Consider the following 13,999-nt stretch of genomic DNA (forward strand, 5'->3'; position numbering starts at 1 on the left):
AGGTTAATCCTCCACCAGTCGTTGCACGATCGTCACAACTGGCAGATCATACATTCCAGCGTAAGGCTTCACATATACTTCACGATCCAAGCCATAACTATCTGGTTTGGTCTTGATGACTGTTCCGATCGGCAGATCTGCTGGTGAGTTCCCACCTAAGCCAGAAGTTTGAACGACGTCGCCTTCTTTGATATTCGTATCTCCAGTTAATTGTGTCACGACTAACGCTTGCAGTTTTTCGTCATAGTTTTTCAATAATCCAAACGCTTCTCCACTAGAAGAAGATACCCGAACTGGGAAATGATTCGAACTTTCATTTGACGAAGTCAGCAGCTCGATCTTAGAAGAAGTACGATTGACTTCAACTACTCGACCAATTAATCCTTTTTGTGCCATTACCGCCATGTTCACTTCAATGCCATCTTTTGATCCTTTATCAACGATCAACATATCTTGCCAAGTATCTGGTGAGCGTGTAATCACATTCGCCGTTACTTTTTCATAGTTAGTCAATGTTTGATTTAAGTTAAGTTCTTTCTTTAATGCTTCGATTTCTTTTTGGTCATTTTTATTTTTTAATGCTAATTCATCATAACTATCGATTTTCTCTTTTAATCGCTCATTTTCAGAATAAGTCGTGAAAAGATTATGGACTGAATCCACTCCATTTTCGACCCATCTTACGGGCGCAGAGATTGCACGGTCAACAAATGAAACACTGTCATTGACAAAAGACTGGAAGAAATTAGGTTTTCCTTCATTCGCTCGTTGCGCGGCAGTCACACTTAAGATTGTCACCACAATGATAACAATGATTAAGGTAATAATAATATTTTTATTAGGATTGAACTTCTTCACAAAGACACCTCGAATTAATTAGACTCTTATGGTCAATTTTATCACTAATTGAGGCGAAACAAAAGGTATGACACCTCTCTTAAGCTTTTTTTTAGTAAATAATTTGACTTGTCATTTTTAACTATTTCTGTTGTATTTACTCGGTTAGAGCAAACTTAATCTTTACTTTGAATCACTGCGACCATCCCAGTTGAAAAGGAAAAATCAGCCGTATCTGAAACAAATTCATTGCTTGCATAAGAAGTTGCTTGGCTCACATCAGTTGTTTCCAGTTCATACTTGCTCTTTTGGATGGACAGCTCTGTTACAGGCGTCAAACAACAATAGGCCAAATAACGCATTTTATCCATTTTGGTAATCACATGTTTGCCAGGTAAATAGTAGGTGACATGATTTTGACGATCCCAAATAATGATCTTTTGAGCATGTGGTTTAAATCTTGGTTCTAACGGTAGCCAAAGGTTAGCAAGCAGGTGATCCAATCGCCCACCAGTTGCGCCAATGATCGTGATTGTTGCTTCTGGATATCGTTCAATGGCTTGACACAACCCCAACTGCGTATCTGTATCATCTTTTTCTGCTGGTGCTTGGATCAGTTCATTCGCTGCTTGTTCAACTTGTTTTTTTTCATCTACCGATAACGAATCAAAGTCACCGATTGCTAAATCCAAGGGAAAATTGTTTTGAAGAAGATACCATGCACCACGATCAATGCCTATATAACAGTCATAACTGTTTTGTAGTTCTGGCCAATTTCCAGGAGAACCTCCTGCCACTAATAAAACCTGCATTTATTTCAATGCCTCTTTTAACTGATTGATTTGTCCCACTGGATCTTCTGAGTTATAGATATAAGAACCGGCAACGAAAACATCTGCTCCAGCTTTTTGACAAATTTGTGCGGTTTCAGGAACGATACCGCCATCTACTTCAATGGAATAATGCCAATTATTTTGCTCGCGTAATTCTGATAATTCAGCAATTTTCTCTACCGTTTCTTCAATGAAACTTTGTCCGCCAAATCCTGGGTTAACAGTCATCACTAAGACCTGATCTGCTATCGGTAAAACATGTTTGATCATCGTTATAGGTGTGCCTGGATTAATCACGACTCCTGATTTCACGCCTAGATCTTTCATCATTTGCAATGCCCGATGAATGTGTGGAGTGGCTTCCACATGCACCGTGATGATATCTGCTCCAGCCTTCGCAAACGCCGGAATATATTTTTCCGGGTCAACAATCATCAAATGTACGTCTAGTGGCAACTTAGTAATTGGTCGAATGGCTTGTACGATATTGGGACCAAATGTAATATTTGGAACAAATTGTCCATCCATTACATCTACATGGATGTAATCTGCCCCTCCTTTTTCTACTAGTTCGATGTCTCTTTGTAAATTAGAAAAATCTGCGCTTAAGATAGATGGTGCTATTTTCATCAATGCTTCCTCCTATTTTCGTTTACCTTCTTTTTTAGAATAGATTGGTTTTCGATTTTCGACTTCCTGTAAAAATTGCAAATAGTTCTCATAACGTGTTTGGGCAATCTCACCTGTTTCGACCTGGCGTTTCACCTCGCACCCAGGCTCTTTAGCATGCATGCATTCTCTAAAACGGCAATGGTTCGATGCACTGACAAATTCAGGAAACTGTTTTGGTAATTCAGTCGTTTCGATCGTCAAAAAATCGATCGAGCTGAATCCTGGTGTATCTGCTACTAAACCATCATACAATGGGAGTAATTCCACATGTCTCGTTGTATGTCTCCCACGTCCTAAAGAATCAGAGATTTCCCCCGTTTCTAAGTTTAGATCTGGCGAAATTTGGTTTAAGAGTGTAGATTTTCCAGCACCAGATTGGCCCATAAAAACGGTCAATCGTTCTGGGAAGTAACGAATTAATTCTGCAGTATCTCCAGGATATTTCGGAACAATCACTGGATAACCGATCGTTTCATACGTTTGCTTGATCTCATCGATTTGCTGTTCGTTTGACGCAAGATCTGTTTTTGTCAAAAATATGACAGGTTCAATGGATTCATATTCTAAAGTCACTAGAAAGCGATCCAATAAATTATAAGAAAAATTTGGTTCTACCAAGCTTGTAACTACGACACCTAAATCGACATTTGCTACCGGTGGACGCACCAGTTGATTTTTACGAGGCATCACTTCTAACAAATAACCGTCCGTCTTGTTTTCGCTTTCAAATAGTACTTGGTCACCCACTAACGGAGTGATTTTTCGATTACGAAAGTTTCCTCGTCCTCTCGTTTGATAGGTCTCACCGTCTGCGTGTACATAATAAAACCCACTAATTGCTTTTCTGATTTGTCCTTTGATGTATGCCACCTCCAGTTTTCCTTATTTTACCACAGGAAAGAAAAATCATGTGGCGTTCCTGACAAGAAACTTAGCGAAACTCAATAAAAAATAGCAGAGCACGTTTAGAAACGCTCTGCTATTTTTTATTGTTATTACTATTTGGATGAAGACGACGTGCTTTCTTCTTTAGACGTAGCAGTACTTGAACTTTCTTTGCTGCTTGACGATTCTTTGGTTGAACTTGATGATTCTTTTGATTCTTTGGTTGGTTCTGGTCCTTTTGAATAAATGACATTGACGATCGTTCCTGGAGTGATCGATGCCCCCACGCCAGGAGCTGTTCGGATTACTTTATCTTTTTCTACGGTATCAGAATATTCATAAGACTCATGTCCGATGTATTCTGCGCCAATACTTGATAAATAACTTTGTGCATCACTTTTCGTATAGCCTGAAATATCATTTAATGTTTTCGCATTTGGTCCTTGACTAACGACAAAACTGATATAGCTATTTTCAGTCAATGGTTCACCGTAACTAGGTAATTGGCTAATGATTGAACCAGCTGGAACCGTATCGCTGTAATCATACGTCTCACTGATCCTTTTATAACCATTTGAGCTCAATATCCCACGAACGGTGTCATAATTTTGACCAGTATAATCCCCCATCGTTGGTTGCGCGCCTTGGCTTACAACAAATGTGATCTTATCTGTCGTTGGATCGACTTCCGTTCCTTCTTCATCCGACTGGGAAATGATTCGTCCATTTTCTACTTCATCACTGAACTCGTCTTTTTTCTCGATACTATCAGCTGGAAAACCAAGCTTCTTCAATCGGCTACTTACTTCGTCAAAATTCATCCCAGTATAATCATCTAACTTGATTTTTTTCTTACCTGTGCTGACGTAAAGGGTAACTTCACGGTTTTGTTTCACTGTAGTTCCCGCTGCCGGGTCCGTTTTGACAACGTCTCCTTCTTCGATTTGTTCATCAGGGATCTCTTCGGTTTTTGTTGCTGCTTCTAATTTAGCTTTTGCTAAAGTATCTCTGGCAGACGCTTCTGATAATCCCGAAACGTCAGGAATTTCGACTTCTCCACGACCTCCAGAAGCAAAAAAGACGGCTGTTCCGATTCCTAATAAGGCTAAGATCACCAATAAAATAATCCACCATTTTTTATGCTTTTTACTCTTTGGATCAGGAACTGTCTCTTCTGCCATCACAGGAGTTTCTTCTGATTTTTCTTTAGGTAATGGCATGGATTTAAATGACTCTGGCATTGGTGTATCTTCTTCTAATGGTGTGATCACTTGAGTTTCTTTGGTCATTGCTTGTGGCACCCATTTGGCTTCATTTGCCCGAGCAGGAGACAGCGCTGTTGCTAAGTCTTCTGACATTTCTTCTGCTGTTTTATATCGATCTGCCGGTTCTTTTGCAGTAGCTTTCAATACCACATTTTCTAAAGCTTGCGGCGTTGTTGGGTCTAGATCCTTGATTGAAGGTAACTCATCTTGGAAATGCTTCAAGGCAATCGTCACTGCAGACTCACCATCAAAAGGAACACTGCCAGTTAATAATTCGTAAAGAATGATCCCTAAGGCATAGATATCTGATTGTTTCGTAGCCATACTTCCTCTAGCTTGTTCAGGAGATAAGTAATGGACAGAGCCTAACATCGTATTCGTTTGTGTGATCGATGTTTCAGATAATGCGATCGCTATACCAAAATCAGTGATTTTGACCACGCCCTCATTATCGATCAAGACATTTTGTGGTTTCAAATCACGATGAATGATTTGGTGCGTATGTGCTAAAGAAATAGCTGATAAAATTTGTTGCATAATATTGACTGCTGTATCATAAGGAACAGGATAATGGGTTTGAATATAGCGTTTCAGGTCCATTCCTTTTACATATTCCATCACGAGATACTGCATGTTGTCTTCTTCTCCAACATCATACACACTAACAATATTAGGATGAACTAGTTCAGTCGCAGCTAGTGCTTCTCGTTGGAATCGTCTAATTGCCGTTTGATCATTTTGGAAATCGAATCGTAACACTTTGACTGCGACATCACGATCTAAAATAAGGTCATGGGCTAGAAAAACATTTGCCATGCCCCCACTACCAATATTTCCAGTGATTTGATAACGACCATTCAACTTTTTGCCTAACTCAATCATGCTACGTCCTCCTTGTATTCGATCAGAAGAACGGTAATATTATCTGCTCCGCCTGCTTCATTTGCACGTTCGATTAATTCTGTTACCTTGTCGAACAAAGCCCCTTCTTGATTGATAATCGTTCCAATCGTTTCTTCAGATAACATGTTCGTTAACCCATCCGAACACAACAACAAACGATCTTTTAATTGCCAAATATAAGTCGATACATCGACTTCTACAGATCCTGGCATTCCTACAGAACGAGTTAAAATATTTTTTCGTGGGTGGTTCGCTGCCATTTCTTCACTGATTTCTCCAGATTTTACTAGTTCATTCACTAAAGAATGATCTTCTGTCAGTTGAATGATTTTATCTTCACGGATCAAGTAGGCACGGCTATCCCCCACATGAGCAATAGTAAACTGATCTTCTGATAAAGCTGCTGCTACGATCGTCGTTCCCATCCCATTGTATTCTGGTTGCTCTTGGCCACGTTGATAAATACGAGTATTTTCTTCTTGGATCGTTTGGATGAACCATTGCGCTACTTTTTCGTCATCACTTAAACTTAGATTTTCCCAAGCAGTTCCTAAGTTTGTCACTGCCATCTGGCTCGCGATATCACCTGCACGATGACCGCCCATTCCATCTGCCAATACTGCTAGTTTAATCCCAGCTTGATTCGTAAAAACACTCGCATAGTCTTGATTTGTATTACGTCGTCTTCCTACATCTGATTGATATTCAATCTGCATTCTTTCACCTCATTACTTTTTACGCAAACAACAAATGAAAAACCCATCTGTATAGAACTGATGTGGGTATAAAGTCAACATTTTATCTTCGATTGATGATTGTAGCACAGGATCAACTAAAACATCAATCCTTTCAAAATCAGTATGTCGCTGTAAAAATGTTTCAATGACTTCTTGGTTTTCCTCTTTAAGAATCGTACAAGTACTATAAGTTAATATTCCAGAAGATTTTAACACAGATGCACAACTTTCCAAAATCGCCAATTGGATCGCTGGTAAATTAGCTAACTCGCTGGCATTTTTCTTATAACGAATATCCGGTTTTCTTCTCAATAGTCCTAATCCTGAGCATGGGGCATCAACTAAGATACGATCAAATGTTTCAGCTGAAAATTCCTCTTTCACTTCACGTGCATCCATTTTTTGTGCATAAACAGTTGTAAAAACACCTAAGCGTTCCGCATTTTCTTCGATGAGTTTTACTTTATGTTCATGAACATCCAGTGCTGTAACTTCACCACCACATGTTGGATCTAAAAACGTGGCAATATGCGTTGTTTTTCCTCCTGGTGCCGCACAAGCATCTAAAACATGATGTTCTGGCTCGATTTGCATAGCGGGTGCGACCAGCATCGAACTTTCATCTTGGATCGTCATGACCCCGTCATGGAATAAGGAACTAGATGCTAAATGTCCTTTTTCAGCAATTACCCCATAAGGACTAAGTTTACTTGCTGTCGCTGAAATTTCTTCTGCTTGGAGTGTCTCGATTGCTTGTTCTCTAGGGTATTTTCTGATATCTACTCGACCACTGACGTGACTTGGCTGGTAGAGTGAAAGTCCTAATTTTTCCGTTTCTTCATAACCGATTTGATCAGTCAATCGCTTGGTTAACCAGATCGGTAAACTGATTTTTACGGATAAGCGTTCAATCGGATCACTGATTTGTTCAACATCTGGTTTACCTTGTCGTTGATAATTTCTTAAAACACCATTTACAAATTTCCCAGTACCAGGATTTCCCTTGATCTTAGCAATTTCGACCGCTTCATTTAAAATCGCATGAGCTGGAACTTTATCTAGAAATTCCAACTGATAAACTGACAAATAAAGTAATGTTTTAACCCAATCATCCACTTTTTTTGCTTTTGCTATCAATGGAGCGACATAAAATTCCAGTAAAAGTTGACGACTGATCGTTCCATAAACTAATTCAGTAAACAAGCCAACATCTTTTTGATTTAAATCCCCTTGATTGATCATTTCGTTCAATAATAAATTAGAATAAGCACCGCCCTTGTTTACTCTTTCAAGGGTGATCAGTGCCATATAACGAACAGATTTTTTCATTTTTTTTGGTATTTTTGCCATTATTTCACCTGCTGCCCAATCATTACCTGTTGTCCACTACCATTCAAAAACTCATTGACTGCTTGTTTTCCTTTACCTGCTGGCTGTAATTCTTTGATTGCCAACACCGTTTGTTTACCACAAGCAATCCACAGATTTTTCTTATCTTTTTTGATGATGGTCCCTGGCTCCGCCGTAGTTTTCTCAGCTAACGCTTCTACATTTAAAAGTTTCCAACGAGTTTGTTCGTATGTCGTAAATGCAATCGGCCATGGTCGCATCCCACGGACTTGGTTGTCGATCTCTTCTGCTGTCTTGTTCCAATCAATTGCTTCTTGCTCCCGTGTGATATTTGGCGAAAAAGTTACCTTTGATTCATCTTGTGGACGTGGACTCAAATTTCCATTCAAAATATCAGGTAATGTTTTAAGTAATAGTTGTTTCCCTAATGCACTTAACTTTTCAAACATGGTTCCCACATCGTCTTGTTTAGTGATTGGTAAACTTTCTTGAGCATAAATACCCCCTGCATCCATCTTTTTGATCATTTCCATGATCGTTACACCGGTTTCTTTTTCCCCGTTGATAATCGAGTAATGAACTGGCGCCCCTCCTCGATATTTTGGCAATAAAGATGCATGTACATTTATAGCTCCGTGAACAGGTGCCTGTAATAATTTTTCTGGTAAAAATTGACCAAATGCAGCTGTGATAATCACATCTGGTTGGAGGGCAATGATTTTTTCCATTTCTTCTGAACCAGAGATTTTTTCAGGTTGTAAAACCAATAAACCGTGTTTCACGGCTGCTTCTTTTACTGGGGTAGGGGTGATGATTTTTTTACGTCCCACAGGGCGATCAGGTTGTGTCACGACTGCGACTACTTCATACCCTTCTTCTAATAAGCCTTCAAGGATCGGTACTGAAAAAGCTGGCGTTCCCATAAATACTAATTTAGTCATCAAGATGTTCCTCCATATACTCTTCTAATTCGGCTTCTGGAATTTGCTCAATCATTTTTTCAACGAATAATATACCGTCTAAATGGTCGATCTCATGCTGAAAGGCACGAGCTAAGTAACCAAAGGCTACTACTTCGATTTCTTCGCCTTCACGATCATAATAGCGAACCGTTACTTCGTCAAACCGTTTGACGGTCCCATAAACATGAGGGATGCTTAAGCAACCTTCTACATCAATGCTTTCTCCCTTTGCATCAATAATTTCTGGATTGATTAATTCAAACTTTTCACCTTCATCTACTTCTACGATTGCAACTCGCTTGTTTTGACCAACTTGTGGAGCGGCAATGCCAATACCATCGTTAGCAACCATCGTTTCATATAGGTTATCTAGTAAAGTAATTGTTTCATCTGTGATCACATCGATTGGTTGTGCGACACGTTTCAATTTATCATTGGGGTGGATCAATATAGGATAGCGCATGTAAATTCCCTTCTTAAATAAAGTGTAATGGTTCATTATCAATCGCGACAAATAATCCTTGTCGTTGTTCTTTTTGGCTCTGGTCTAAAATATTTTTTAAGATATTCGCTAAATTAGGCTCCTGTTTATATTTAATGATCAACTGGTAATAGTACCGATTTTTTACCCGATTCACTGTACTAGGGGTCGGTCCTAATAACAAGCTTTGATTTCCTAACACTTGCCGTAACTGATTCGCAACCTCAAAAATCTTCTTAGCAGCAACTTGTTCTTCCTCATGGCTGGTCGTGATTTTGACAGTAAAATAATAAGGTGGGTATCCACTACGATGTCGGACGGCCATTTCTTGTTGATAGAATCGCTCATAATTTTGTTCTTTTGCTAATTCAATTGCATAATGTTGCGGATTAAAGGTTTGGATAATCACTTCGCCTGCTTTTTCGGCTCGGCCTGCCCTTCCCGAAACTTGCGTAAGCAATTGGAACGTATGCTCGCTTGAACGAAAATCAGGCAAGTTAAGGGAAGTATCAGCATTCAAAACGCCGACCAACGTCACATCAGGAAAATCCAACCCTTTGGCAATCATTTGCGTCCCCAGTAAGATATTCGCCTTTTTTTGACCGAATTGTTGCAAGATACGTTCATGCGCACCTTTCTTTCTGGTCGTATCAACATCCATACGTAAAACACCAGCTTCTGGGAAAAGGGTCTTTAATTCTTCTTCGACTTTTTGGGTCCCTGTTCCATAGTAACGAATTTTATTCCCTCCACAGTTAGGACAACGGTGTGGGATTGGTTCTTCATGTCCACAGTAATGACAACGCATGGAGTGGGTGTCCATATGAAGGGTCAGAGAAATATCACAATTGGGACAAGGTAAAACAAAACCACAATCCCGACACATCACAAAGGAAGAATATCCTCGCCGATTTAGTAACAGCACAATCTGTTCTTTTTTCGCCAAACGGTCTTGGATTTTTGCTTGTAACTGTTTGGAAAATGTGGACGTATTATGTTGTTGCAATTCTTGTCGCATGTCAACAACTTCAATTGTTGGAAGTTGAGCAGACAAGTTGGCTCTTTGACTCAAATGGAGTAATTCATACAGCCCTTTTTGTGCTCGAGCACGTGATTCAAGAGATGGTGTCGCACTTCCTAGTACTACTGGACAATGATGATAATTTCCACGCCAAATCGCTAGATCTCTGGCATGATAACGTGGCGTTTCATCTTGTTTATAGCTTGATTCATGTTCTTCATCAATGATGATCAATCCGATATTTTCTAAAGGGGCAAAAATTGCCGAGCGGGCGCCAACAACAACCTGGGCTTCATTTCTTTCGATTTTACGCCACTCATCGTATTTTTCTCCCTGAGATAGCCCGCTATGTAAGACAGCGACCGCCTCTCCAAAACGCCCTTTAAAACGCTCTACCATTTGTGGTGTCAAAGCAATTTCAGGAACAAGCATAATCGCTGTTTTATTTTGAGCTAATACCTCAGCAATGGCCTGTAGATAAACTTCTGTTTTTCCACTTCCAGTAATTCCTTCTAATAAAAAAGTGTGACTCTTCTCTTGTTGCCCTGCTTCAATGATACGTTCTACTGCATGTTGTTGTTCTTTATTTAGCTGGAATGCTTGTGTTTGTTCAAACGTGCGATTTTTATAAGGATCACGATAACTTTCTACTTCTTCAAAAGTTAACCAGCCTTTGTCTTTTCCTTGATTCAAAGTTGCCGTGCTGATACCTTTTTCTTTGTAATAGCTAATTGGTTCAGCCTTTTTTTGCTCAGATAAGCAAAGCAGAAGTTCTTTTTGTTTCTTCGCATTCGCTCTTAACTTTCCCCACTCTTTCTCAAGCTGGACACTATTCAAATTTGAGCGGATCAAACGAATCGTTTTGACTTTGTTCTTAGTGTGTACTTCATATCTGATATCTACTAACTTGTCCTGACGCCAACGGATCAATTGGGATAAAATGCCCTCTTCTTGCGCTTCTTTCCAGGAGATTTCTGTTCGTCCTTTAAAGAATGCCTGGACGTCCGCCGCTTCATTTACAGGATAGATTTGTTTGTCATAGGATGCTTTCATGACAGCAGGAAGCATCGTTTGTAAGCAAGTGATCTTAAACGCATAAGTGATCGTCTTCATATAATCAGCCAATTGAAGTAGTTCTTGATTAACCACAGGTGCTAAATCTAATACTTGAACAATCGCTTTTAAATTTTTTTGTTCGATGCTATCTTGTACTCGCAAACCTACAACGAACCCTTGAACATGACGGTTGCCGTTACCAAAAGGAACTTCTACTCGCATCCCGACTTGAATCGCCGTTTCTACTTCAGAAGGAACCAGATAGGTGAAAGGCTGATCGGTTTGCATAGTGGGTACATCGACGATAACATCAGCTGTGATTGGCATGGTTTCCTTCCTCCTTTAGTTACTCTATCAAATAGACAAAATCGTTCTTGCCTATTTTACTAGAGATTGCTTGGTTTGTCTTATTTTCTGATGAATCCTTACAAAAAATTAACGGCGCAGCAGCATTCCGCAGAAAAGTCATTCTTATATGCTAAAACGTGATCCTAAAAAGAAGCCGAAATTCCACAAAAATTTGAGAATACAAATTTCGGAAATTTCGGCTTATCCAAAGAATCTAGCACTTTTTATTGGTTTTGCTCTTCACGGATACGTGACTCTAACTCTTGTTGTTCACGATCTTTTTTGGCTTTACGCTCTTCATCTTCCATTCTCAAGCGTTCCCGTTTTAATTCAGGATGAGGATCATTGATCACATTTCCTGCTTCGATTTCTTCTAATGCCTGTCCAACACTTTTTACTGATTCAAATGAATCCATCGTAGGTTGTGCTTTTGCATCTAGCTCGTGTGCACGTTTGCTTGCTAAGATAACTAGAGAATATTTTGAATTTACGCGATCTAACAATGAGTCGATTGAAGGTTTTAACATCATAAGACTACATCTCCTTTAACATTTTGATATATTTGCCGATCACACGGTCGACACGAAAGTGTTCACTGGCAATGATATTTTTGATTCGTTCTACCGCCAGGGGTACCTGGTCATTGACTACGGCATAATCATATAGTGCCATCATTTCAATTTCTTCTTTGGCAACTTTCATTCGTTCTTCGATTACTTCATCTGCATCTGTCCCACGGCCAACGATTCTTGATTTTAATTCGGCTAAATCGGGAGGAGTTAGGAAGATAAATACGCCATCTGGTACTTTTTCTTTGACTTGTTGAGCACCTTGGACTTCGATTTCTAAAAATACATCTTTTCCTTCGTCCAATGTTTTATTGACATAAGACAAAGGTGTTCCATAATAATTCCCTACATATTCAGCATATTCCAGCATTTCTCCGGCTTCGATCATTGCTTCGAATTCTTCTTTGCTTCTAAAGTAGTAATCGACTCCTTCGACTTCTCCTTCACGCATCTTACGAGTAGTCATTGAAATCGAATATTGGAAATCATTATCCTCACTCTCAAAAATTGCTTTTCGCACTGTGCCTTTTCCTACACCTGATGGTCCAGACAACACGATTAATAATCCACGCTCTGACATGACGACGTCCTTTCAACTAGTCTTTTTATACTAACGTTTATTTTGCACTTTTTTTCGACAACTTTCAAGGGCATCTTTGATTATAGCAAAAAAAAGCGCCTTTGACTGGCAAAACCTTTGCTTTTCACTCGGGCTTTTGATGATAGTGATTAACTATCAAGTTCATCCTTCATTCAAAAGTTCAAAAAAAGGTCCCTCTCACTTTACAGGTTCTAACTGAGCAGCATTCTTTTTCAAAAAAATAGTGAGAAGCGCAACATATGGTTGCAGCTCTTCTCACTAACATGCCGATTACCGTCGTTTTTAAAAACCCATGTTTGACAAGGTATTGACAACACCCATGATCTCATCTTTTCGAGAGAGTGCTTTTTCAGTTGGGTCTTTCACTTCTTCTGCATCGATTCTCACAATAAATTGACGATTCATCGTCACATAAGTCCCATCGTTAACTAACAATTGGATTTCTTTCTCCGTCACTTGCGCACAGGCATCTTGCCAAGCTTCAAATCCTGCTTTTTCAGAAGGAACATTTCTTTTGATGACCGTTTTCCCACTTAATTCATGAAACGTGATATCATAATAGTTCATTTTTTTCGTCTCCTTGCTATTCAATATTTTGGATCTGTTCTCGGATTTTTTCTAAAATCGTTTTTAACTGGATCACTTGGTTTTTGATTTCAATCGCACTTGATTTTGAACCAATCGTATTGATTTCTCGATTCATTTCTTGGATCAAAAAGTCGAGTTCTCTGCCAACTGGCTGTTTTACTTGAAGTAATTCATCCAATTTGCCGATATGGATCACTAAGCGATCCAATTCTTCATGAATATCTCCTCGCTCTAATAAAATAGCGAGTTCAGTCAGCAATCTTTGTTGATCGACCGTTGCTCCCAAGTAATCTTCTAGTTTCTTTTGATATTTTTCCTGATACTCTTGTTCGTATAACTCAACAAATTGTTGTAAGTCATTTAATACTTGTTTCAGTTCATCACTGTTTTTCTGAATGATCGCCTCTAAGGCTGTCCCTTCTTTTTGGCGACTTTGTTCAATTTCAGCTAGTGCTTCATGGACCGTTTCTAAAACCAAAGCTGTCAGTTCATCCATATTGTTTTCATTTTTTTCTTCAATCACGACAAAAGATTCATTCGTTGTCAAAGTCTCTAATAGACGTCCAATCTGTAATTGCTGTTTCTCTCCATAACGTTGGGTTATTCCTTCAGTTAAGTTCGTCATCAGCTCGTCAATCAAATTCCAATCAACAAAAACTTGTTTTTGATTTTGTCCCAAATACGTCAGATTGATAAAAACTTCGACTCGACCTCGACTTAAATGTTGTTTCATCAATTGGCGAATATCATTTTCGAGATAATTTAACAATTTAGGACTACGTATTTGCATATCTAAAAAGCGTTGATTGACACTTTTGATCTCAACTTCTATTTGATACTCTGCGGTTTCATGGGTGGCTTTACCAAAACCAGTCATACTTTTCATTCAAC

The 13,999-nt window shown here is 39.2% G+C and carries 14 protein-coding genes; all 14 read right to left on the reverse strand.

The features are described 5' to 3' along the window. Positions 1-3: 3 nt before the first annotated feature. Positions 4-858, reverse strand: a complete 855-nt coding sequence (mreC, locus tag IGK81_RS12360; protein ID WP_010720591.1) for a rod shape-determining protein MreC — start codon at positions 856-858, stop codon at positions 4-6. A gap of 155 nt (positions 859-1,013) precedes the next feature. After that, on the reverse strand, positions 1,014-1,649 hold the full coding sequence (locus IGK81_RS12365; protein WP_034700026.1) for a thiamine diphosphokinase: 636 nt from the start codon (positions 1,647-1,649) through the stop codon (positions 1,014-1,016). Next, positions 1,650-2,300: a ribulose-phosphate 3-epimerase gene (rpe, locus tag IGK81_RS12370; protein ID WP_010720593.1), complete on the reverse strand. Its 651-nt coding sequence runs from the start codon at positions 2,298-2,300 to the stop codon at positions 1,650-1,652. It abuts the gene before it with no gap. Positions 2,301-2,312: 12 nt separating this feature from the next. Next, positions 2,313-3,212 carry a ribosome small subunit-dependent GTPase A gene (gene rsgA, locus IGK81_RS12375; RefSeq protein ID WP_010737282.1) on the reverse strand — a complete coding sequence of 300 codons (900 nt, stop codon included), beginning with the start codon at positions 3,210-3,212 and terminating at the stop codon, positions 2,313-2,315. A 128-nt stretch (positions 3,213-3,340) separates the two neighbouring features. After that, positions 3,341-5,374, reverse strand: a complete 2,034-nt coding sequence (pknB, locus tag IGK81_RS12380; protein ID WP_034700028.1) for a Stk1 family PASTA domain-containing Ser/Thr kinase — start codon at positions 5,372-5,374, stop codon at positions 3,341-3,343. Continuing rightward, positions 5,371-6,111: a Stp1/IreP family PP2C-type Ser/Thr phosphatase gene (locus IGK81_RS12385; RefSeq protein ID WP_010720596.1), complete on the reverse strand. Its 741-nt coding sequence runs from the start codon at positions 6,109-6,111 to the stop codon at positions 5,371-5,373. The genes pknB and IGK81_RS12385 overlap by 4 nt, the downstream gene beginning before the upstream one ends. 12 nt (positions 6,112-6,123) lie before the next feature. After that, complete coding sequence (rsmB, locus tag IGK81_RS12390) at positions 6,124-7,482, reverse strand: 16S rRNA (cytosine(967)-C(5))-methyltransferase RsmB (RefSeq protein WP_010720597.1); 1,359 nt, start codon at positions 7,480-7,482, stop codon at positions 6,124-6,126. Then, positions 7,482-8,423: a methionyl-tRNA formyltransferase gene (fmt, locus tag IGK81_RS12395; RefSeq protein WP_034700030.1), complete on the reverse strand. Its 942-nt coding sequence runs from the start codon at positions 8,421-8,423 to the stop codon at positions 7,482-7,484. Before fmt ends, rsmB begins: the two co-directional genes overlap by 1 nt. Beyond that, the gene (def, locus tag IGK81_RS12400) at positions 8,416-8,907 is read right to left on the reverse strand and encodes a peptide deformylase (RefSeq protein ID WP_010720599.1); all 492 of its coding nucleotides are present in this window, start codon (positions 8,905-8,907) and stop codon (positions 8,416-8,418) included. The genes fmt and def overlap by 8 nt, the downstream gene beginning before the upstream one ends. A 13-nt stretch (positions 8,908-8,920) precedes the next feature. After that, positions 8,921-11,329, reverse strand: coding sequence for a primosomal protein N' (gene priA, locus IGK81_RS12405; protein WP_034700032.1), 2,409 nt, complete (start codon positions 11,327-11,329; stop codon positions 8,921-8,923). 245 nt (positions 11,330-11,574) lie between these two features. Further along, the gene (gene rpoZ, locus IGK81_RS12410; RefSeq protein WP_010720601.1) at positions 11,575-11,880 is read right to left on the reverse strand and encodes a DNA-directed RNA polymerase subunit omega; all 306 of its coding nucleotides are present in this window, start codon (positions 11,878-11,880) and stop codon (positions 11,575-11,577) included. Between the two features lie 4 nt (positions 11,881-11,884). Next, on the reverse strand, positions 11,885-12,499 hold the full coding sequence (gene gmk / locus IGK81_RS12415) for a guanylate kinase (RefSeq protein WP_010720602.1): 615 nt from the start codon (positions 12,497-12,499) through the stop codon (positions 11,885-11,887). 303 nt (positions 12,500-12,802) lie between these two features. After that, a complete protein-coding gene (locus IGK81_RS12420; RefSeq protein ID WP_010720603.1) occupies positions 12,803-13,087 on the reverse strand; it encodes a hypothetical protein in 285 nt (94 codons plus the stop codon). Between the two features lie 16 nt (positions 13,088-13,103). Beyond that, positions 13,104-13,994, reverse strand: a complete 891-nt coding sequence (locus IGK81_RS12425; protein ID WP_034700034.1) for a YicC/YloC family endoribonuclease — start codon at positions 13,992-13,994, stop codon at positions 13,104-13,106. Between the last annotated feature and the right edge of the window lie 5 nt (positions 13,995-13,999).

Origin of the sequence: Enterococcus sp. DIV0703, assembly GCF_051711065.1 — a bacterium.
Classification (GTDB): Bacteria; Bacillota; Bacilli; order Lactobacillales; family Enterococcaceae; genus Enterococcus_B; species Enterococcus_B hirae.